At 52.8% G+C, this 21,303-nt stretch carries 22 protein-coding genes and 1 pseudogene; 7 read left to right on the top strand and 16 right to left on the bottom strand.

Translation table 11 applies throughout. The annotated features are described in order from the left end of the window. Positions 1 to 324: pseudogene (locus BN3772_RS11790) on the top strand (hypothetical protein); the annotation flags it as partial. A 71-nt stretch (positions 325 to 395) separates the two neighbouring features. Then, positions 396 to 635 (top strand): NHLP leader peptide family RiPP precursor, encoded by a 240-nt coding sequence (locus BN3772_RS11785; RefSeq protein ID WP_042199609.1) that lies wholly within the window; start codon positions 396 to 398, stop codon positions 633 to 635. A 21-nt stretch (positions 636 to 656) separates the two neighbouring features. Here the strand turns inward: BN3772_RS11785 and BN3772_RS11780 are convergent, their stop codons facing one another. Continuing rightward, entirely contained in the window at positions 657 to 2,573 is a 1,917-nt protein-coding gene (locus BN3772_RS11780) for a sensor histidine kinase (RefSeq protein WP_052380473.1), read from the bottom strand. A gap of 97 nt (positions 2,574 to 2,670) precedes the next feature. Further along, positions 2,671 to 4,560 carry a sensor histidine kinase gene (locus BN3772_RS11775; RefSeq protein WP_042199608.1) on the bottom strand — a complete coding sequence of 630 codons (1,890 nt, stop codon included), beginning with the start codon at positions 4,558 to 4,560 and terminating at the stop codon, positions 2,671 to 2,673. 242 nt (positions 4,561 to 4,802) lie between these two features. On the opposite strand from BN3772_RS11775, the gene BN3772_RS11770 reads away from it, so the two are divergent. Together BN3772_RS11770 and BN3772_RS11765 are read left to right on the top strand one after the other, a co-directional pair. After that, a complete protein-coding gene (locus BN3772_RS11770; protein ID WP_042173185.1) occupies positions 4,803 to 4,988 on the top strand; it encodes a hypothetical protein in 186 nt (61 codons plus the stop codon). 15 nt (positions 4,989 to 5,003) lie between these two features. After that, positions 5,004 to 5,612: a hypothetical protein gene (locus BN3772_RS11765; protein WP_042199607.1), complete on the top strand. Its 609-nt coding sequence runs from the start codon at positions 5,004 to 5,006 to the stop codon at positions 5,610 to 5,612. Positions 5,613 to 5,692: 80 nt separating this feature from the next. Here BN3772_RS11765 and BN3772_RS11760 read toward each other — a convergent pair whose 3' ends face one another. Beyond that, entirely contained in the window at positions 5,693 to 6,931 is a 1,239-nt protein-coding gene (locus tag BN3772_RS11760) for an MFS transporter (protein WP_042199605.1), read from the bottom strand. A gap of 209 nt (positions 6,932 to 7,140) precedes the next feature. Between BN3772_RS11760 and BN3772_RS11755 the strand changes: the two genes are divergently transcribed. Further along, positions 7,141 to 7,791, top strand: a complete 651-nt coding sequence (locus BN3772_RS11755) for a peptidylprolyl isomerase (RefSeq protein ID WP_042199624.1) — start codon at positions 7,141 to 7,143, stop codon at positions 7,789 to 7,791. Positions 7,792 to 7,877: 86 nt separating this feature from the next. Here BN3772_RS11755 and BN3772_RS11750 read toward each other — a convergent pair whose 3' ends face one another. The 9 genes from BN3772_RS11750 to BN3772_RS11710 all read right to left on the bottom strand — a co-directional run bounded on the left by BN3772_RS11750 (position 7,878) and on the right by BN3772_RS11710 (position 16,254). Beyond that, positions 7,878 to 8,972 carry a Leu/Phe/Val dehydrogenase gene (locus BN3772_RS11750; protein ID WP_042199603.1) on the bottom strand — a complete coding sequence of 365 codons (1,095 nt, stop codon included), beginning with the start codon at positions 8,970 to 8,972 and terminating at the stop codon, positions 7,878 to 7,880. 208 nt (positions 8,973 to 9,180) lie between these two features. Beyond that, positions 9,181 to 9,510, bottom strand: coding sequence for a hypothetical protein (locus BN3772_RS11745; protein ID WP_042173177.1), 330 nt, complete (start codon positions 9,508 to 9,510; stop codon positions 9,181 to 9,183). A 55-nt stretch (positions 9,511 to 9,565) separates the two neighbouring features. Beyond that, entirely contained in the window at positions 9,566 to 10,267 is a 702-nt protein-coding gene (locus tag BN3772_RS11740) for a pirin family protein (RefSeq protein WP_042199602.1), read from the bottom strand. Between the two features lie 359 nt (positions 10,268 to 10,626). Continuing rightward, entirely contained in the window at positions 10,627 to 11,274 is a 648-nt protein-coding gene (locus tag BN3772_RS11735; protein WP_042199600.1) for a nitroreductase family protein, read from the bottom strand. Between the two features lie 107 nt (positions 11,275 to 11,381). Further along, the gene (locus BN3772_RS11730; RefSeq protein WP_042199598.1) at positions 11,382 to 11,819 is read right to left on the bottom strand and encodes an RrF2 family transcriptional regulator; all 438 of its coding nucleotides are present in this window, start codon (positions 11,817 to 11,819) and stop codon (positions 11,382 to 11,384) included. A gap of 168 nt (positions 11,820 to 11,987) precedes the next feature. After that, positions 11,988 to 12,920, bottom strand: a complete 933-nt coding sequence (locus BN3772_RS11725; protein WP_042199597.1) for a manganese-dependent inorganic pyrophosphatase — start codon at positions 12,918 to 12,920, stop codon at positions 11,988 to 11,990. Positions 12,921 to 13,043: 123 nt separating this feature from the next. After that, complete coding sequence (locus tag BN3772_RS11720) at positions 13,044 to 14,462, bottom strand: RtcB family protein (RefSeq protein WP_244444727.1); 1,419 nt, start codon at positions 14,460 to 14,462, stop codon at positions 13,044 to 13,046. A gap of 686 nt (positions 14,463 to 15,148) precedes the next feature. Next, positions 15,149 to 15,295, bottom strand: a complete 147-nt coding sequence (locus BN3772_RS30615) for a hypothetical protein (RefSeq protein ID WP_157643584.1) — start codon at positions 15,293 to 15,295, stop codon at positions 15,149 to 15,151. A gap of 131 nt (positions 15,296 to 15,426) precedes the next feature. Next, complete coding sequence (locus BN3772_RS11710) at positions 15,427 to 16,254, bottom strand: AAC(3) family N-acetyltransferase (RefSeq protein WP_042199595.1); 828 nt, start codon at positions 16,252 to 16,254, stop codon at positions 15,427 to 15,429. Positions 16,255 to 16,450: 196 nt separating this feature from the next. Here BN3772_RS11710 and BN3772_RS11705 point away from each other — a divergent pair, with 196 nt between their 5' ends. Beyond that, positions 16,451 to 17,437: a ring-cleaving dioxygenase gene (locus BN3772_RS11705; protein ID WP_042199594.1), complete on the top strand. Its 987-nt coding sequence runs from the start codon at positions 16,451 to 16,453 to the stop codon at positions 17,435 to 17,437. Positions 17,438 to 17,521: 84 nt separating this feature from the next. Here BN3772_RS11705 and BN3772_RS11700 read toward each other — a convergent pair whose 3' ends face one another. Together BN3772_RS11700 and BN3772_RS11695 are read right to left on the bottom strand one after the other, a co-directional pair. Then, positions 17,522 to 18,217, bottom strand: coding sequence for a hypothetical protein (locus BN3772_RS11700; protein WP_052380472.1), 696 nt, complete (start codon positions 18,215 to 18,217; stop codon positions 17,522 to 17,524). 102 nt (positions 18,218 to 18,319) lie between these two features. Further along, positions 18,320 to 19,003, bottom strand: coding sequence for a YjjG family noncanonical pyrimidine nucleotidase (locus tag BN3772_RS11695; RefSeq protein WP_042199593.1), 684 nt, complete (start codon positions 19,001 to 19,003; stop codon positions 18,320 to 18,322). Between the two features lie 137 nt (positions 19,004 to 19,140). On the opposite strand from BN3772_RS11695, the gene BN3772_RS11690 reads away from it, so the two are divergent. Beyond that, entirely contained in the window at positions 19,141 to 20,100 is a 960-nt protein-coding gene (locus BN3772_RS11690; RefSeq protein ID WP_425280434.1) for an MraY family glycosyltransferase, read from the top strand. Positions 20,101 to 20,189: 89 nt separating this feature from the next. Here BN3772_RS11690 and BN3772_RS11685 read toward each other — a convergent pair whose 3' ends face one another. Next, positions 20,190 to 20,705, bottom strand: coding sequence for a mismatch-specific DNA-glycosylase (locus BN3772_RS11685; protein ID WP_042199591.1), 516 nt, complete (start codon positions 20,703 to 20,705; stop codon positions 20,190 to 20,192). 21 nt (positions 20,706 to 20,726) lie between these two features. Continuing rightward, positions 20,727 to 21,290 carry an RNA 2'-phosphotransferase gene (locus BN3772_RS11680; protein ID WP_042199589.1) on the bottom strand — a complete coding sequence of 188 codons (564 nt, stop codon included), beginning with the start codon at positions 21,288 to 21,290 and terminating at the stop codon, positions 20,727 to 20,729. Positions 21,291 to 21,303 lie beyond the last annotated feature (13 nt).

The following is a 21,303-nucleotide window of genomic DNA, read 5'->3' as shown; positions in this document are numbered from 1 at the left end:
GCTCTGGCCGGCAGACAGCTGTACCCTGACAATCCCGAAGCCCGCCTGACCCCTGTTGAGGTCAACCATTTCATTTATACAGCCGGCGGTCTTATCTCGTATGCCGCTTCTGCCGCAGACAACCACGAACGGCTGCTCGCCGGCGCTTTCCGTGTTTCCGGGCTGACCGCCTTTCATCAGAAGCTGGCGGACAATCTCCGGCAGCTTGCGGCAGCGGTCGAAGCGGAAAAAGAGCTGCTGCAGGGCGGAGGATTACAGTATTGGCTATCCAAGCAAATGAAAACCGGCCATTCTTCGAAAAATTCTGCTAACAACCAAAAATAGTCATAGATTCAAATAAAATGCTATGATATGCTTACGGGGTAATCTAATCATATCGGGGAAGGGTGATTGTTGTGTCAGAGGCAATTCTTAAGAATCAAGTGATTCAGAAGGCATGGGAGGATCCAGGTTTCAAACAGAAGCTGCTTGTAAATCCGAAGGAAGCCATCAGGGAAGCACTAGGTATTGATCTGCCCGACCATATTACGCTCAAAACGGTAGAGGAAGGCTCTAATGAGTTCTACCTGGTCATTCCGCCAAGTCCGTCCTCCGGTGTTATGAAGACGGATGTCACCCTCCTCGGTTCCTGGTAAGCATACAACACGTTTCAGACTTCACAGGGAGCCTGAACCTTCCGGAGGCTTTGCCAGCGGCAAAGTCGTGACGGATTCGGTTCCGGCTCCCTTTTGGCTTTCGAAGCGGACCTCGCCCGCCATGGCTTCAATAATCCGGAAGGTTACCATCAGGCCAAGGCCCGTCCCCTTCGTTTTATTGGAGAAGTACGGCTCGCCGAGCCGGTTCAGCACCTCGCTGTCCATCCCCTCCCCGTCATCCTGAATGTGAATATACACATAATCGCCGACACCATAAGCAATCATATGGATTGTACCCTCATCCCCCAGTGATTCAATGCTGTTCTTAATAATATTAATGAATGCCTGCTTGAACTTGGAGGAGTTGCCCTTTACCCACAGGCCTTCTCCGGCCTCCATAATCATTTTGCCCCCGTTCAGATGGCACAGCGGCAGCATAATACTCTCGATGTGCTTGAATTCCTCCCGGACATTAAGGATCGAGACCTGCTCGAATTCCGGCTTGGCAAAGGTAAGGAAATCCGTGATGATATTGGCCGCACGGTCCAGCTCACTGAGCGCCATTGATAAGTACTGCTCTTCACTCCCGCTTGCTTTCTCACTGAGAAGCTGAAGGAATCCTCTTGTCACCTGCAGCGGATTGCGCACCTCATGAGCTACTGATGCGGCAAGTTCGCTGATAATCTCCATCTTCTCGGAACGCTGCAGCTCGTTGTTAAACAGCTCCAGTTCCTGAGAATACCGGACTACCTGCCGGTGGTTCAAAGCCAGCCTGCGGCCCAGAATAACAATCAGCGAGAGAATGAATACAACGAGCGCCCATTTCCAGTAGAACAGATCATAATCACCATTTTTGATATAATACCAGACCAGCTCCGCCACACCAGTCAGGGCGGCGGTACCGAAGCCGACGGCAAAGATAATCGCATCCTTATTTTTTTTGAGCGAAAAGAGAATTACACAGGCAATCAGCAGAATAAACTGGGCAATCATAATGAAGCCGATTACAGTTGTCGAAACAAAATAGTATCCTTCCACAAAACGGTTGTCTGCCAGCGTATTAACAATCAGGAACATCATGCAGAACAGGGAATAGGCTGTCTGAAAAATGCGGAACCGCCGGATGATGGAAAAACGGCCGCTCCCGAAAATCCGCTCAAATAAAAACGTAAGCGCAGGCAGCAGAGACAGCAGCCCCAGATCGAGAAAGATCACACTCAGCGCTCCGTAAGAGCTGTAAAAAGTATAAATGAAGGGCGAATAGGTAATCGCCAGCACCCCGGTAGCCGCAATGACGACCGATAATGAAGCCGCGATGTTAAAATGCTCCCTGTCCAGAAAAAAACCGCACATGAACAGTACCAGCGCCACAAAAATAAAGGAGCCGCCGAGAATGACGTCGATCAGTCCGTTTTTAACGTATTTGCGGATCAGCTCACTATGCTCGCCGACTTCAATAATGTCCTTGACTCCGATCCGCTCCTGCAGTGTCGAAGTCCAGATATACATCGTTTTACCGTTATCTTCGCCTGTAAGCGGTATGAGCAGGGAATAATTATCCTTGATATAGCTGCGGTCGGCCTCCAGAACAAGCCGGTCCTCCACAAATACTTTGATGTGCAGAGCATAGAGCTTTTCGATGTAAACAGCAGGCGACGCGTAGTGTGAGTCCGGCAGCTCAATCCGGGTCCAGGCTGAAGAGATTCCGTCCGGAAGATCGCCTGCCGGCTTGGCTTTTCCGCTGCTGAACCAGTCTACCTGGCTCCCGACCGGAAGCTCAAGTCCTGTATCCCCCGTCCGGCTGCCCCACTGCATCTGCCACTCTGTAATTTCATTTGCGGGATAACGGCCTTCCCCGGAGGCTGACAGCGACCCGAACGTCATTAGAAGAAGCAGCAGCATCGCTGTTATATGTACACTTTTACCAATCAAGCGCATGCAAGCACCCCAAAAGAAAGTAGTAGTATTGCAGGAATCACAGCTAGTATTTCGCCCAGCACTGCCCTTATCCCTTCAAAAAAAACGGATTTCATTTCTATTTATTGTGATCAGCTGGTAATTTTACCACAACCTCGGTCCCCTGGCCCTTTTTACTATAGAAATGGATCGCCCCGTTCATTGCTTCGATGATCCGGAAGGAGACCATCAGGCCGAGGCCTGTTCCCTTGGTCTTATTCGAATAGAAGGGCTCCCCCAGCCTGGCCAGCTCGCTCAGCTTCATGCCTTCGCCGTTATCCACCACACTGATGATAATATGCTGGCCCGACTTCCAGGCCGATACTTTGATCAGACCGTCTTCCTGCAGCGCTTCCACGCTGTTCTTAATCAGATTAATAAAAGCCTGCTTGAACTTGGCGGGACTGCCCAGCACAAAAAGCTCGTCCTGCAGATGCAGTTCAATGGTTCCGCCCTGCAGATTAGCCAGCGGCACCAGAATACCTGCAACATGCCGCAGCTCGCCGGACACCTCAAATACGTCAACCTCTTCCATCCCAGGCTTGGCAAAGGTAAGAAAGTCAGTAATGATCACGGAGGCCCGGTCCAGCTCCTGCATCGCCATATTCAGATATTCCTTCTCTTTGCTGGCGGATCGTTCACCCAGAATCTGCAGGAACCCGCGCGTCACCTGCAGCGGATTGCGTACTTCGTGGGCTACAGAAGCGGCGAGCTCACTGATGATCTCCATTTTTTCGGAGCGCTGGGCGGCATTATTGAACTGCTCCAGTTCCCGCGAATAGCTCAGCGCCTGCTCATAATTTCTGGTAAAGCCGCGGCCGAGAATGACGATCAGCGAGAGAATGAATCCAACCACGCCCCATTTCCACCAATAGAGATGAAACGGGCTGCTGGACGAGAAATACAGCACCAGCTCGCTGAGCGAAATGACCGCAAACAGCGCGAAGCCGCTTGAAAAAATCACAGCATCCTTATTCCCTCTGTAGGCATAGACAACCGCCAGCCCCAGCAGATAGAGCAGCTGTATGATCATCAGTATCCCTGTGACATTGACCGTCAAAAACGTATACAGATTGTCCAGCCGGTATGACAGCAGCGTGTTCAGCAAGAGGAACAGCAGGCAGAAAACTGAAAAACCGAGCTGTATATTACGGAAGCGGACCAGGTGCCCTCCTCTTCCCGGTCCAAAAATCTGTTCAAAATATAAGGTAAAGGCAGGCAGCAGCATAAATAAAGCCACGTCAAAGACAGATTCGGTCAGATGCTCCCGGCTGCCCATAATAAGTGCAAGAAAAGGGGAGTATGTGATAAACAGAACCCCGAATGCAAAGATTACAACCACCAGCCAGTACCCGCCGGAGAACATCTTTATCTTCACAAAAAACAAACAGGCCAGCAGGACAACCGCCATAAACATCAGCGAAGTCCCCAGGATCACATCCACTAAATCCTGCTGGATATAGAGATTCATCAGTCCGTCATAATGACCTAATCTGATCTGTCCGCCTACCCCGAATCCTCTGTCTCCGCCGGTACTCCACAGATACAGCGGCCCGTCGCCCTGAGTGTCTGAGATAGGAATAAGCACCTTGCTGCCGTTAAAATTAACTGTCTGTCTGGAATCATAGATAAGCCCGTTATTACGATAGGCTTTCAGGGTGGTTCCGTATACTTTATCAATAAGCAGCGCTGTATACTCCTCAGTCTCCGGTATGTCAAAACGCAGCCAGACTGCATCCGCACCGGCGGGCGGCAGCGGCCTGTCTGAATCTGCTGATAACTTCAGCCATTCCTCTTCCGGGGCAGCAGCGGCTGTTTCCTCTCCCGGATATGCCCATTTTTGTTCCCAGTTAAGCAGAACCCTATCCTGCCCGCTGCTCCGCCCGGCAGCAAATCCTGCAATCACCAGAATGGTCAAGAGCAGAAGCATGAACAGGACGGCCACTCTTTTTGGTGATGCCAGCTTCATTTTGACTCCTCAATAAATCATAAGTTGGATTTTATTAGTTCGTATGATTCTTATTTTCGACAACCTTCGCACTTTCCCTGCCTATATTGGCAAATTCCCGCGAAATCCCCGTTTTTATTTCACCGGCGGTTAATCGCGCTGGATAATGATTATATTAAGAAGGCTATATATTAGAAGGCGCAGATTCGCAGCCGTTTAATCGGGTATAGAACTACTATAGAACAGGGCAAGGAGGTCCGGCAATGAGTGAACAGAAGAAATCCGGCGCCGGCAGAGAACCGGATGCAGATAATCTTGTGACTGAACGCGATATTGATGAGGACTTTGGCCTCTTCCAGGAGGGATCATATCCGGGTGCACTGCCGGAGGAGGACCAGGAAGCAGCCATTAATCACGCTGTGCCCGATGAGGGACAGACTAAAGCTTAAAGGAGCTGAACGGCTATGGGTAATGAGTTCAATAAAACTGAAGCCGATTTTGCATATGAGCGTTATCAAAAAATGGGCGGCGTCACTCCAGAGCAGGATATTCCGCTGGATGAGTTGCGTCCGCTGGGTACTATTACCGAACAGGGCATCAGCGGTGTTACACTCGACACGGAGCGCCAGCCGCTGGAATCAGCGCTTGCCAGCCACGAGCCCGTTCACGAGAGACCCGTTGATTTTGTTGACGGTATAGCAGACGTTGGCTCAGATCCGGCGCTTGAAGGTGATTCCATCCTGGCCGCAGACATCGGGGCCAATGAGCCTGAGCCGGCACTTGGACGCAGGGCCGACCGCAACGCCGGCGTTATTGCCTCTTCTGCCCCGCAGCGTGATGAGCTGCTGGAATCCGATGCGGTTTTTGCTGCCGGAGCAGCCGGATTAACCGGCAGCGTTATCGATTATGCCGACGATGAGGAAGCTTATGGGGATGACGGGGAGCAGCCGCTGGAGGATATTCCCGATGCGGACGAGCTGCAGCCCGGTACAGCAGTAGACCCGGCAGCCCCTCCTGTCGATGCGATGCCAGGTACAGATGTGCTGAACGGCTCCACCGGTGAAGAGGATTAATGAATGTGTAAAAGGCCAAAAGCAATTCCGGAGATGATCCTCCGGTGCTTTTGGCCTTTTTTTGTTATCGGATATAGAGCTTATAAAGGGCCTGCCGCTTCCGCATCCGCGGGCCCACCGTGAGAACGCGCTTCGCTGACCTTGGCTTCCAGCTTGCGGACCTTAACGAGCAGTGCAGCCACAAGCAGGATCAGCCCGTTGACGACGAACACCCAGCGGATCGGGATAAAAGCGCCCAGCAGACCGCCGATAATCGGACCGGCCATGGTTGCCAGCTGTGAGGCTGCCTGATTCAGGCCGAAGGCCCGGCCGCGGAAGCCCGGTTCAATGGTCTGGACGATCATGGCATTGACTGACGGAAGCACCCCGGCGTAGAACAGGCCGTAGGCAAACCGCAGAATGGCAAACTCCACATAGCCGGAGACGAAATATTGCAGGATGTTGCCGATTCCTCCGCCGATAAGGCCGATGAACAATATGAATCCGAAGCCCTTACGGCTGCCGATCCTGCCCCATTGCGGTGCCATTATTACCGTCGCTATGCCGACTGCCGAGAAAACAATCCCCGAGCTTAGCGAGGCCGTATTTCTGGAAATCCCCATATCGAGCAGATAAATCGGCAGCAGCGGCTCCAGAATCATTACAGAGAATGTACTAATGCCGGCTAAAAAGAGCAGTGTAATAAAAGCTTTATTCTTGGCCGCCTCACGGATGTCATCACTGACGCGCGACCTCGGTGCAGACCGGTTAAAATTCTCTTCCTTGGCGAAAAAGGTGGCAATCAGCGCGGAGACAAGCACGATCACCGCCGAGAACAGAAAGGCGCTGCGGTTGCTCGAATAATAGCTGACCACGCCGCCGATCAGCGGGCCGATAATGCTGCCGGTCGCTCCTGCCGTAGACATGATACTGAGTGCATAGCCGGTCTTCTCTTCCGGCGTATTGGTCGCTACCATAGCAATCGCCGCCGGAACGAATCCCGCCAGCAGCCCCTGCAGCACCCGGACAACCAGAAATACATATGGATCATGCACAAAATAATTGATTAAATAAAGCGCAGCCAGACTGAAGCCCGAGCGGATCAGCATCGGCTTGCGCCCGTATTTGTCGGCCAGCGATCCCCAGTAAGGCGAAATCAGCGCACTGGCCAGAAAGGTAATCCCAAAGCTTACGCCCGACCAGATCTCCAGATGGCTGGTTACGCCGAGCTGGTCACTAAGAAAAATCGAGAGGAACGGAATCGAGATCGAATAGGCGGTACTGCAGAAGAACACACCGATCCAGAGCACAATCAGATTCCGCTTCCATGAAAATGCCAAGCTAACCACCGTCCCTTCTGTTATTCCCTGAAGCCTCTACCATATTAAACCTATTTTTCCGCCCTGCCAAACTCTATCTGCATCAAGTCTTTGCATCAGCCGGGACAAACCATGTATGATGAAGGTTGAATTCACCAGAATAACCAAGATAAAAAGGAGAGATTTATAACGTGAAGCGCACAAGAAAAGTACCCGTTATCCTGCTGCTGATGATGACCCTGCTGATGGTTTTTGCAGCAGGCTGCGGCAATTCGGCTACCAATAATGCAGGTAATGCCGGTGGTAACCAGGCCAGCCCTGCTACGCAGGCTCCAACCGAAGGTGTTCCTTCAGCTACAGCCAGCCATCCGGTTGTTACTATTGAAATGGATAACGGCGGCATCATTAAGGCCGAGCTGTATCCTGAGGTTGCCCCGAATACCGTTAACAACTTTATCTCGCTGATTCAAAAGGGCTTCTACGACGGAACGATCTTCCACCGCGTTATCCCCGGATTTATGATTCAGGGCGGTGATCCGGAAGGTTCCGGGATGGGCGGTCCGGATTATAGCATTGCCGGCGAATTCCTGGCGAACGGCTTCACCAATAACCTTCAGCATACCGAAGGCGTTCTCTCTATGGCCAGAGGCCAGGATGTGAACTCCGCCGGCTCGCAGTTCTTCATCATGGCTGCCGATTACCCGAGCCTCGACGGCAGCTACGCCGCCTTCGGTAAGGTGACAGAAGGCATGGATGTAGTTCAGGCTATCGTCAGCCTGCCGCGCAACAGCTCTGACCGGCCGGATACGCCGCCGGTAATGAGTAAGATTACAGTGGACACACTGGGTGTTACTTACCCGGAGCCTGACAAAGCGGAATAATCTCCCTTTAGCCGGCGCAACTTACTTGTACAGCATAGAAGCCCGTCTCCCGAACAGTTCAGGAGACGGGCTTCTTCTAATTGCAGCTATCTTCTGCTGATGGCATGATGGGGATTACGCAGGAAGGTGCTGCGGCTTCTGCGCAGCAATTCAATCCGCTCTTCCGCCAGGCGGTCTGCCGCCACGTAAGCCGGAATTCCGTTCGTGCGGGAAATCTCCAGGACGCGTGTAATGCTGCCGTATATCTTGGCGATCTGCTTGAAGGCGCGATCCTTATTATAACCATTCAGCTCATCAGCAATGTTGATGACGCCACCGGCATTAATGACATAATCCGGAGCATAGACAATCCCCAGCTCATGCAGGGCATCCCCGTGGCGGGGCTCCTTAAGCTGGTTGTTGGCTGCACCGGCTACTACCTTTGCCTTAAGCAGCGGCAACGACTCATCATTGATGGTTGCTCCAAGCGCACAAGGTGCATAAATATCGCAGTCCACACTGATAATATCAGCCGGATCAACAGCTCTGGCCCCATAGGCCTCCACCGCACGGGCTACCGCATCCTTGTTAATATCGGTTACGATCAGCTCCGCGCCTTCCTCATGCAGGTACTTGCACAGTGTAAAAGAAACATTGCCTACACCCTGTACAGCAACCTTTCTGCCGGCCAGTGAATCACTGCCGAAGGCCGCTTTGGCTGCCGCCTTCATTCCCTGATATACCCCAAAGGCCGTAGCAGGCGACGGATTGCCGGAGGAACCATAGGTAGCAGAAATTCCGGTTACGTAATCAGTCTCCTGATGAATAATATCCATATCTGTCTCAGTAGTCCCAACATCCTCAGCCGTGATGTAACGTCCGTTAAGTCCTTGTATGTATCGTCCGAAGGCGCGGAACATTGCCTCATTTTTGTCCTTTTTCGGGTCGCCGATGATGACTGTTTTCCCGCCGCCCAGGTTTAGCCCGGCCACCGCATTCTTGTAGGTCATTCCTTTGGCAAGCCGGAGCGCATCTATCACCGCTGCTTCCTCATTCGCATACGTCCACATTCTTGTCCCGCCCAGCGCAGGCCCTAGTGTTGTGTCATGAATTGCAATGATTGCCTTTAATCCCGATGCCTTGTCCTGGCAAAATAAAAGCTCCTCGTAATCGTCCCGCTCCATTGCTGCAAACAATTCCATTATGACCATTTCTCCTGTCTTATCGCATTATGCGTGTTACGTTTCATAACAAAGCTAGTACAGACAACTTTTATTGTCAAGTTCATTTGTCCCTTTTGTTGGGAAATTCTATAAATCAACGCCGATAACGCACATATAACTCACGTTAAATGTCATTAATATAAGTTAACTAAATACATGTATTTAAAAAAGAGGCGTATTCACGCCCCTATTCCCAGTAAGCATCCGGCCGGTATTCAATTTCCGACTGTACAACAATACTTAGACATCCCGAAGCCTCGTTATATTGGACGGGATTATCCCCGACATAATACCAATGCTTGATTACCGGCCCCTCCGCCGGCTCCTCGAAGCGGAATACGTTCAGCTCGGAGCTTAGTTCCACCACGGCCGTTCCTTGGGCAGATGATACACCGTAAATCTTAATCAGTGTCAGCTCTCCCTCCGGATCAAAAGAATAAGTCAGCCCGTCAGTACTGCTGACCAGCATCCGCCCTGTTACCGAGTGCTTCACCAGTACCCTTTCCTGCTGCTGCATTTCCGGCTCCCTCCTTCAACATATAATGGTGCAGAACGGGTTATTACAGCTCTGATTACGGCAGATCAATAACCATGACCAGAACATCTTCCTCTGCCGCCAGCAACAATTCATGTACCTCTTCAATGCGGGCCGAATCCCCCGGCTGCAGGACCTGCTGATCCGGCAGCTGAAGCCGGCCTTCAATCAGATAAATAAAGCAACGCCGCCCTGCTTCCTGACGGAACGCTAATTCCCGGCCTGACACGGCCCGGCCCAGATAGATCGTCATATCCTGGGCGATGTCTACAATCTCCGGTCCATGCTCCGGCGCCACTACGGGCAGCAACCTGCCCTCAAGCTTAGCCGGATCAAACCTACCGGTTGTATAGGAAGGGGCCGTACCGCGGTTACGCGGCATGAACCACAGCTGCAGCAGCCGCACAGGCTCTGTATCCGAAGGGTTATGCTCGGTATGGATCGCTCCGGTTCCTGCCGACATCCGCTGGACGCCGCCAAACTCTGTCTCCGCCACATTGCCCAGATTGTCCTCATGGCGCAGCCTGCCGGACAATACGATGGAGACAATCTCCATGTCGCTGTGCGGATGGGCTCCGAAGCCTCTGCCCGGCGCAATCGTGTCATCATTACAGACCCGCATCGGGCCAAAGGCGGTGTTATCCGGATCATAGAAATCCCCGAACGAGAAGCTGTGGCTGCCCTTCAGCCAGCCGTGATCGAACTGATGCGCGGATGCCGCAGAATAAACCTTGATCATAAGCGTCCCCTCCTGATTGTCTGGTGAATTCGGGTTAGTCCAAGTTATACTGCACAATTCTTTCCTGCAGGCATTAACAATAATATAGCAGAAACTACGGGAAACCAAAAATAGCGGCAGCCGCCGGAGCTGTTGACGGGCCAGGTGTGGCGTGGCAGCTGATGGCAGCGGACTTGGCGCCATAGATGAAAGTAGCGTAGTAAACTCCAACAATGCCGGCCTCCAACGGTCCAATAAAAAAAGGAGCAGCCAGCTTACGCCTTCTGCTCCTTTCCTTGATCCACAGGGACCTCCGCGTACCCGGCGGTTACCTGCCTTACAGGCGCCACCGTTCACCGCTCTCCTGCTGCTGAATATCCTTATCCTTCAAACCCATTCCACCGGGTCACTTCCTCCAGCGGCAGCCTGGCTGTAGAGCGCCCTTCTGCCGCCGCCTTGCCGAGGGAGATCAGCATCACGGGCTCATAACGTTCAGAAATGCTGAACAGCTCGCGTAATTTATCAGGAATAAAACCGCCCATAGGCACAGTATCATATCCCCTTGCTTTGGCTGCAAGCATCAGCTGCATGGAGACCAGGCCGCCGTCGACCAGGGCAATTTCCTTGAGCTTCTGAACCGGCATAGCGGAATAGCCGTCTTTGCTGCGCTTAGCCATTGCTGCACCTATCTCTGCAGTAACGTATCCGGCTGCCTCAGCGTACTCATATATTTTCTCCGCATTGCGGTAAGCTTCGATATCCCCGATAACGGCAATTGTAACAGACGCATCGACAACCTGCTGCTGGTTATAGGCAATTGGCAACAGCTGCTGCTTAAGCTCCTGATCCGTAATCACAATAAAGCGCCAAGGCTGCAGGTTGGATGAGGACGGGGCCAGAATGGCTTCCCCGAGAATTTCTTTAATTTCCTCATCGGAAATTTTCCAGGACGGGTCATATTTCCGTACCGAATGCCGTTCCCGGATCACCTTACTAAACTCTACTTCTGTTCTCAGTTCTGCTGTCATTATCTAACTCCTCCTCTTCCTAATCCGGTTAATCGTATTCTGTGTATATAAAAGCACAGTTAACTGTAATTAATTACGCACAGTATAATTCACAAAAAAGCATCCTGTCAACAACCAGACTTGCGCACCATATCGGCGAGCGAATATTTTTCCAGCACAGCCATCATACTGCGGTCCATTTCCGCAAAAATATCGCTGCAGGCGTCTATCATCCGCTCCCCAAGCGCATTACCGCACATCGGGTCGTTCCCCGCTTTGCTGCACACTTCGCCCGCTTCAAGCGCCTGATAGATTTCGGCAAGCGTCAGCTCTTCAGGATCACGGTTTAGCCCGTATCCGCCGTCCCGGCCTTCTTTGGTCACCAGAATCTGCGCACGCGTCAGTTTGGCCATCGTCTTTCTCAGCAGCGTCGCCTCGGAGGAGAGCAGCTCGGCCATTTCACAGCTTGAACAGGTATCGCCTTTACGAGCCAGAACCACGAGCGCCTGCAGCACCAGTCCGAAGGATTTATGTTGAACAGCCCCGCTGCTGCTTATTTTTGTCATGCCAGTGCTCCTTTCTGACACATTGTTGTAGGTTAAGTATAGAACGCAGAACCCTTTTTAGCAAAAAGAAAGCCCCTGCCGGATTTCATCACTGCTCCCGGACAGAGGCTTACTGCTTATACATATAAATAGTCAGCTATATTAACCGTTAAGCTTGTTAAAAAAAGACTACAGCTTGGCGATCGTTTCAGTCAGCACAGGGACAATCTGTGATTTGCGGGATACAACGCCTCTAAGCAGCGCTTTGTTGTCATCCAGCTTCACATTGTACGCCTGCTCTACCGCTCCGGCAACACGGCCGAGTGCCAGACCAACGGAGTCGTTATTCAAAATATCAGTTACCACGAACAGGAACAGGTCCAGTTCTTTTTCAGCAATAATGGCTGTTAGAGCTGCTTCCAGCTCCGCCTGCTTGGAGAGAACATCGTTCACATCAACTGCGTTGACTTGGGCGATTTCTACCTTGTAGGCTCCCATTTTGAATTCTTTGGCATCCAGGGTGATCAGTTGGGCAATGCTCTTGTCGCTGAGGTCAGCTCCTGCTTTGAGCATAGCCAGGCCGTATTCCTCTGCGTTTACGCCGGCGATTTCAGCCAGCTCACGCGCAGCAGCTACATCCTGCTCGGTGCAGGTCGGCGATTTGAACAGCAGGGAATCGGAAATGATTGCGGACAGCATCAGGCCGGCGATTTCTTTGGAAATCGCTACACCGTTTTCTTTGTACAGCTTGTTCAGGATAGTCGCGGTACAGCCTACCGGCTCAGCACGATAGTACAGCGGGTGCGCTGTTTCGAAGTTGGCGATCCGGTGGTGGTCGATTACCTCAACTACACGGACCTGCTCAATTCCGTCTGCGCTCTGCTGGCGTTCGTTATGGTCAACCAGAATCACCTGAGCGGCTTCTCCGGCAATATTTCCTACGAGACGGGGTGCAGCCACGCCGAATTGATCCAGCGCAAACTGAGTTTCCCCGCTTACTTCTCCCAGACGTACCGCTTCAGCATCCCAGCCCAGTTCTTTCTTCAGTGCCGCATAGGCAATTGCTGAACAGATTGTATCCGTATCCGGATTTTTGTGTCCAAAGACGAGTGTTTTTTCCATTTCCAATCTCCTTACTTTGTTTTTTGTGAATAATATACCATACATTGATAGGGACAAGCCAGAGACCGGCCCGGAAGATTGGAGTGGAACAAGCCGGTCAGACTGATGCGGACAACCCGCAGGCTAGATCCCTTTAATTACGGCCATCGGTTTGCACTTGGCTACAACATCGGCCAGGCCGGCTCCCGTAATGCTGTCGATAATCTGGTCAACATCCTTGTAAGCCTGCGGACATTCATCGAGGATGGTGTCCAGAGAACGGTGATTAACAGTAATCTCCTCATCCGTGCCTACCCGCAGCGACTGGCTGAATTCGTCCACAGTCACTGCAAGGCGGGTTGCTCTTCTGGAGCGCACCCGGCCGGCTCCGTGGCAGATGGAATAAAAGTTCTTCAAGCCCTCCTCGCGGCCGAGCATAATGTACGAAGAGGTACCCATGGAGCCGGGAATGAGCGCCGGGTGTCCCGTCGCCTTGTATACCGGCGTGTTCAGGAAATGCCCCGGCGGCAGCGCACGGGTTGCCCCTTTACGGTGAACCAGCATCGGCTGCCCGCGGTGGAATTCTTTTAGCGCATAGTTATGCATCAGGTCATACAGCACCGGCATTTCGAACTGCGGACCATACAGGCCGCGGAAGGCCTCCTGCACCCCGTATGCAATCATATGCCGGTTCGCTACGGCAAAATTCAGTGCAGAATACATCAGGTTCAGATACGCCTGGCCTTCACGGCTGCTGATCGGCGCATAGTTCAGATTCGGGTCAGGGTTGGTTACTCCCCACAGATGCATCGCTTCCTTAATTGTCTTCGTGTGCTCCCGTCCAACCATCGCCCCCCAGGCACGCGAGCCGGAGTGGATCATCACCACAACACCGCCGTCATACAGGCCCCACTGCGCTGCCAGCTCCCTGTGCTCCTCAGCGATTTCCAGATACTGAATCTCACAAAAATGATTACCGCTTCCCAGCGTCCCGAGCTGGCCATGGGCGTTTTTACGGATTTTGGGCGGCAGCTGCTCCAGCGCGGCATGATCATAACGGAAGTTACTTTCCTCCACATGGGTGATCCATTGCTGAGAGGGGATATATTTCTCCGGCAGACCGTTAAGGCCGTTTCGCACAACCTCCATAATATCGATGTCGGCGTAGTTACTGTTGACGCGCTCATTGGTCGGCACATATTGTTCAATGGCTTCGATCAGTCTGCGGCGGACCTCCTTGTCCTGTAAATCCCGCTTATGCAGCGGCGTTGTGTGCACACGCATCCCGCAGCCGATATCCACACCGACAATCGAAGGCGAGACCATCCCGTCCTTCATGTTCCACACCGCCGTCGTGCCGATGCAGGTTCCCACGCCGACATGCGCATCCGGAGTATAGCCCATATATTTATTGCGCGGAATCCGCAGATTGTTGTCAGCCATCTCAAATACTTTGTCTTCAAATGACTCGTAAATCTCCTGATTGGCAAAGACATGCAGCTGCCCGTGCGGGAGCTCCAGCTCATAGTGGTTGCTGCCGTGCGATTTCATATTCACTTCCATTATTACTCCTCCTATGTGCTTGTTATATAAAAAAGCTGCCGGTCTGCGCTGTCTCTGCTTCCGCCTGTACATAAACAGGCAGCATCGAAACTTGCACAATCCGGCAGTTCTATCCGTTGTCCCGGTACTGCAGCACGGCTATGCCGTGTTTCAGTTAATGCAGACTATTCCTAAACCTCTGCTCCTTGTGAGAGGGAGAAAGGGGGAGTTGACGGGATGAGACGGATTGCTGCCGGATGGATAAAGCCTGCCCTCCCTCCTCGCCGTTTGGGTGCGGCGAAAAGTGCGGGTACAGGGTTAGCTTAGGATCTATTGCCGGGATTAGGGCTTGCGCTGATTGCGGAGCCGTATCTTGTTCCAGATCACAACCTGTAACCGACTGTATACCACGCACTGCTTCCTGCTCTATGTTCGGCTCTATGTTCTGCTCGTTCCGTCTCAATACTGTACTCATTACTCTCTCTCCTTTCAGGGAATAGGGGATTAAGACGCCGCTGCGCCACGGATTAAAGGGATTTTTCCCTTTCCTTTCATCGTTTGGCTCGCCTGGCACTCAACATTTAGTAACAACAAAAAGGCTGCGTAACGCCGCCTTCCTCTCCGCCCTGTACTTAAGGAAAAAGAGAAAGGCTGCGATGCACGCAGCCTGAGATCCCGGTTATTGCGCCATAGATACTTCGGCAGAATCAAAGCCGCCTGATCCAAGGCAAGGGAGTGCTGCGTGAAACCTGAGTATCCTCAGTGTAGGAGTCAACTGCCTGACGTTCATAAGGTATAACCGACTCTAGTCCGAAGTATTGATTCATTCGTTCATCCCTGTTCAGCGTCAGCATTGTTCCTGTTCCTCCCTAAGCCGTCTTCGGCGAAATTTGTAGCCAGCTTACCATGTATTCCCAGACATTGTCAACCGCCAGAATAACTAGTTCTGCCGGCCTCTCATTCCCTTCATCTAGTAGCGCCCCCTTTAGCCCCGTCCGATTCCATACTTCGGCATTTCACGGCTTGTCTTAGGCAGCGGATCCGGAACGGCCAGGCAATCCAGCGGCTCATTATCTCCGAACAGCCCGGGATTCCCGGCCAGCATTCCGCTAAGGATGGCTGTAGTCTCCGCTGCACCGCAGATCATAACAGGGGAATTTCCAAATTCTCCCTTGCGCAGTGCTCCGCCTTGCTCCAGCACATGCTCCACCTTCCAGAAATGCTGTGACCATGACAGCCCGCAGTGCCTGCGCGAAGGTACGGCGATTTCTTGTCCATCCGGTGTAACGGTGTACAGCTGCTCCGGTTCATCGGTCATCCGCCCGGGAATGTCCAGCCATTCCTCAATGCCGTGAATGAACGTATTACGCCGCAGATCCACGCCCAGCAGCATGATTTCCGCCTTCCGGTCCAGCAGCTTGCCGTAAGCAGATCCGCGGGCACACGGAGTATCCCACCGGTGATCTCCAGCGGTAAAATCTTCAGCGTCCCGGCCCAAAGCAGCCACAGAATGGGTAGGATGCCATGAACGTACGACGCCTGGACGCTTCCGGAACAATTCCGGCAGAACACCGACACAGGACGGTGAGTCCTGTACAGTGAAACGCGGGTTGGCTGCATTAATATAAGACCAGGTATGCGTAGGGAGGACAAGCAGCCCGTCCTGCATGTATTCGGAAAGAACATTCAGCACAGTATCTGCGCCCCCCTCCACAGGTCCGATACTCTTTAATGAAGAATGGACCAGCAGCGTTCCTTGGGGATTAAGATTAAGCTCCTTCAGCTGTTTGAGGAGACTGTCTTTCGTATGCATTGGCTTACTCTCCTTTTCGCGATCATTCACATTCCTCCGCGGCTTTTTGCAAACTCCGCTTGCAATCCTCTTAGTTTACTATTAAAATTATAGTTACTTAAATAAATTCACCACATAGACTACACATAAATTTACCGTTACCTTACCACAATATTTCATCACAGCTTCACCACACATTTCCCGAGGAGGTTATACCATGAGTTTAACATTAAAAGGCCTTCACCATGTATCCGCCATTACGGCCCGGGCGCCGGAAAACTATAAATTCTACACTGAAGTGCTGGGACTGCGGCTGATCAAAAAAACAGTCAACCAGGACGACATCTCCGTCTATCACTTGTTCTACGGTGACGAAGCCGGCAATCCCGGCACCGAGCTGACCTTCTTCGAGCTTCCCAATGCCGGACGCAACCGGGACGGCAATAACAGCATCTCCGCACTGTCGCTGCGCGTATCGAATGACAAAGCACTGGATTACTGGAAGGAACGGTTCACAGCCTTAAACGTGGACCATGACGCCGAAACCGCTGAACGCGGCGGCCGTCTTACACTCGGCTTCCGCGACCATGAAGGCCAGCGGTTCATGCTGGTCTCTGACCAGCATAACCAGGGTGTTGCCGGCGGCACTCCCTGGCCGGCCAGTCCGGTTCCGGCGGAATACGGCATCACCGGCCTTGGACCGGCTCACCTGACTGTCGAAGACGCCGAGCCTACAACGCTTGTCCTGCAGGATCTGCTCGGCTTCCGCCGCAAAGGCAGCTATCCTTCACCGGTGGCCGGACAGCCGGACATTGTCGTATTCGAGACCGGTGAAGGCGGCTCCGGCGCTGAAGTGCATCTGGAGGAGCGCAGCGATCTGCCCCAGGAGCGTCTGGGCCGCGGCGGCGTGCATCACGTCGCCTTCCGGGTAGACAATGAGACGGAGCTGAAGCTATGGATTGAGCGTATCCGCAGCGTGCAGCTGCCCAATTCCGGCTTTGTGGACCGTTTCTACTTCCGTTCCCTGTATTTCCGTGAGCCCAACGGCATTTTGTTCGAGCTGGCTACGGACGGACCGGGCTTTGCCACCGACGAGCCGCTGGAGCATCTCGGCGAATCGCTTGCCCTTCCCCCGTTTCTGGAAGCAAAACGGGAGCAGATCGAAGCTCATCTCAAGCCGCTGGATACGCGGCAGCAATCATAACCCCGGCCTGGCCTGCATACAGCAGTCCCTGCCCATACGAAACAGCTGCGTTCCATACCGGAACGCAGCTGTTTGGCTTGGCGGTCAGCTCTCTGACCAGGTGATGGTGAAGATATTGAAGCCGGGGCGCGCAGTGGACGGCTTGCCGGTAATCGAGACCGGGCTTGTGCCGCCCAGCCGGCCGGTAATCTTGACTGTTGTCGCCGACACCGTCTGCGAGGCATTGTCCAGCCGTTTGATTTTGACATATTCATTATATACAAAACCCATCGTCTCCAGCGATTCCTGGGTCGAATAGCTGAAGGCTGCCTTCTTGACGCCGTCAGCATCCGTGTCCAGTGTCGTTGCTATGATAGCATCGCCCGGTATCGGAAAGTCCTGCGGCAGATTGGCCGGGCGCACCGTGCTCTCTACAGGCGCCGCAGCGCCTGAACCGGCACCTGTGCCTGTACCGCTGCCTGTGCCTGCAGAAGCTCCCGCTTCCGCACCGCTGCCGATCCGTACTTTGTAATTCACCGCATCATACGTAATCGGCACATCCAGCGCATCGGCTACCGAGCGGATCGGCAGATACGTCAGGCCCTCGTAGGTAATCGGCCTGAGCGTTTTACCGTTGCCGTCTCTCAGCCAGTATGGCGTGCCGTCCACAACCACTCCAATGCTGTTGTTCAAATAGGCTTTAATCTCCTGGAGCTTGGCTCCGGCGTATACACCGGCTGACCCGGTCAGTGCCATTCCTGCGGCAACTGCCGCTATCAGCCATTTTTTATTCATTTTCATAATTAGAATCCTCTCCCGTCTATTAGGATGATAGAGCAAGAAACGCTGCGTCTTAACCTATTTACCACCGGAAGAAGCTCTCCAACCTGATATCAGGCTTAATTAACGTACAATATCCAGCAGCTGCGCCAGCTCACGGATTTCATAGGTCGGCCCCGCAGCGGTGCTGTTAGCCTTTGCCAGTGGATTGAACCAGCACGTATCAATGCCGTAATCCATACCGCCCCGGATATCAGAGGTCAGCGAATCACCGACGATCAGCACCCTGCTCTTATCGGACAGGCCAAGCTTGTCAAAGGCATAATCGAAAATTCCGGCCGCAGGCTTCTGATAACCCGCCTCCTCCGAAATAATGATCTGCTCAAAGGTATCCGCCAGCGGCGAGCCCTTGATTCTTGACAGCTGCACATCCTTAATCCCGTTCGTAATAATCGCCAGCCTGCAGCCCTCAAGCGCCCCGCACAGCTCAGCCGCCCCCTGGATCAGGAATGTGCCTTCACCCAGAAAACGCAGGTATGCCTCGCTGAACTCCTCCGGATTATACTGCAGATTATGCTGTGTAAACAGCCGGTTGAACCGCTCTACACGCAGCGCCGCCGAGGTAACCTTCCCCGCTTCCAGATCTGCCCACAGTGCCCGGTTAATCTCCTGATAGCTGGCAGCATATTCCTCCGCCCCCGCCGGCAGCCCGAAGTGGGTGAACACCTTCAGAAACGCCTGCCCTTCAGCCATTCCATAGTCAAACAGCGTATCGTCCGCATCAAACAGAATTACATCGTATTTCATCAGCAACCTCCAAATTTTATGTATAATCGACAAGGTAACACCCTCTGCGATATAATCGAGACAGCCCTGCACATAAGATAATTTATCGTGGAACATCTTAAGCCTATCTTTCAAAAAAATCAACGGTGGTGATTGTCATTTTTTACGTTTTGGCATTTCTGGTATCGTTTTGCATCGTTTATCTGCTCATTCCTCCGCTTGGCAGGCTTGCGTTCCGGCTTGATTTTGTGGACAGGCCCCGGGAGGATGTTGAGCGCAAAATCCACAGGGAGCCTATTCCCCTGACAGCCAGCTATGCGATATTTATCGGTTTTTTCATTACATACCTGCTGTTTGCCCGTGATTTCTCGCTGGAGACGCTCGCCCTCTTCATCGGCGGGGTGCTTCTGCTTACTATAGGAACCATCGATGACTGGTACAAGACCAAGGGTAAGGACTTCCCGGCAATGCCCAAATTCATTGTGCAGATTGCAGCGGCTATTCTTGTATTTCTGTCCGGCAATGCTTTTACCGGCTTTATCAATCCGTTCTCGGGGGATTATGTCTCCCTGCCGTTTATTCTGCAGTTCATTCTGACTATAATCTGGATCTTCGGTGTTACTACAGTAATTAACTTCTCTGACGGCATGGACGGACTGGCCGGCGGGCTTACAGCGATCTCAGCGGTTACTTTGTTCATCGTTGCAGTTACGAAAGGGCAATCCGCTTCCGCAATCATGGCGATTTCCCTCGTGGGTGTCACACTGGCTTATTTACGCTTCAACAAAGCCCCGGCCAAAATCTTCATGGGGGATGCCGGCGCTACCTTCATGGGCTTCATTCTGGCCGTTATCGCACTTGACGGGGCGTTCAAGCAGGCTACGATGCTGTCCCTGTTCATCCCGATCCTGGCGCTTGGCGTGCCGATCTTCGACAATATTTTTGTCGTGATCAAGCGGTTCATTCAGGGCAAAGCGATTTATCAGGCCGATGCCAGCCAGGTGCACTACCGGCTGCTCAAGGCCGGCCTGAACCAGAAGCAGGTTGTTGCCGTGCTCTATCTGGTCAGTGTCTGCCTGTCGCTGTCATCGATCATTCTGCTGCTGATCGAAACCTAAATAACAGCGGGCTCTGTCCGCTGAAGACAACAGAAACACCTCCCTCGAACAAGACGAGGGAGGTGTTTCTGTTTCAGCCCGGCTCCTGCTCAGCCGTTCTCCTGAATGAAATCATATAGACGGCGGTAAATCTCTACAATCTCGGCCATCGGCATCCGGACCAGTCCGCTTGAGGACGGTGCAACAAATTCGCGCACACCGTCAACCACAGGCTCCGCCTTTTGAAAGCCCCAATCGGCCTTGGATTTGCGGCTGAACTCCGTATAGACTCCCTTACCCACAAAACAGGCAATCTGCGGACGGTACTCCTCCAGCTTGCCGCGCAGCAATTCCCGCCCGGCAGCATATTCCTCACGGGTGATATCCTCCGCGCCCACCGTAGGGCGTGCCACAATGTTTGTGAACCCGTAGCCCAGCTTCAGCAGCTCTCCGTCCTCCGCAGCGTCGTACAGATGCGGAGTCAGGCCGGACTGCTGCAGAATCCGCCAGAAATGATTGCGCGGATTCGCATAATGATGCCCCAGCTCCCCGGAGCGGATGCTCGGATTGAAGCCGATGAATACAATCTGCAGGCCGTTCTCCAGGTGATCCGGCACTTCTTCCATGAACAGCCCTCCCAGAATCAGTTATTCTTCCGCAGACTCCAGTTCAGTAGTACAATCTGCCGGAACCTTTTCCGCAAGCCAAACTTCATTACCTGCATAATAAAAGGTTACACCGGAATCCGCTGCCTTAACCGTATCTATTGTAAGCAGCACAAGCTCTCCTCTGCGGCGGCCGGCCAGGGATGCAAAATGCAGACCCTCTGACAGATGGACGTACTGGCGTCCCATCGGCTTCAGACCCTCTCTTAAAATGACAGAAAGCGCACTCCGGTGTGTTCCGTGATAGAGCGCTGCCGGGGGCTGTCCGGGAGGATAAGCAACCTTGGTATGACTGTGTCCGTACCGCGCCTTAATCCGCTCCCCTTCAATGGAGAAGCGCTGTTTCTCACAATTCCTGACCGTCTGCCGGATATCCGCCTCTGTAACGCCTGACCATTTGGGCGCGGATGTGATTACGTCCAGCAGCTCTTCCAGCAGGCAGGAGCCGTCCTCCGGGTCAAGAATTAATCCGTATTGCTCCGGCGTATGCCGCAGCAGCTTGGTCATATATTTACTGAGGGAAACCTCAGCTTTAGTATCTAACATCTTCTAACTCCCC

The organism is Paenibacillus camerounensis (assembly GCF_000723885.1).
Classification (GTDB): domain Bacteria; phylum Bacillota; class Bacilli; order Paenibacillales; family Paenibacillaceae; genus Paenibacillus_AQ; species Paenibacillus_AQ camerounensis.
This window is presented reverse-complemented; position numbering and strand designations above follow the sequence as displayed.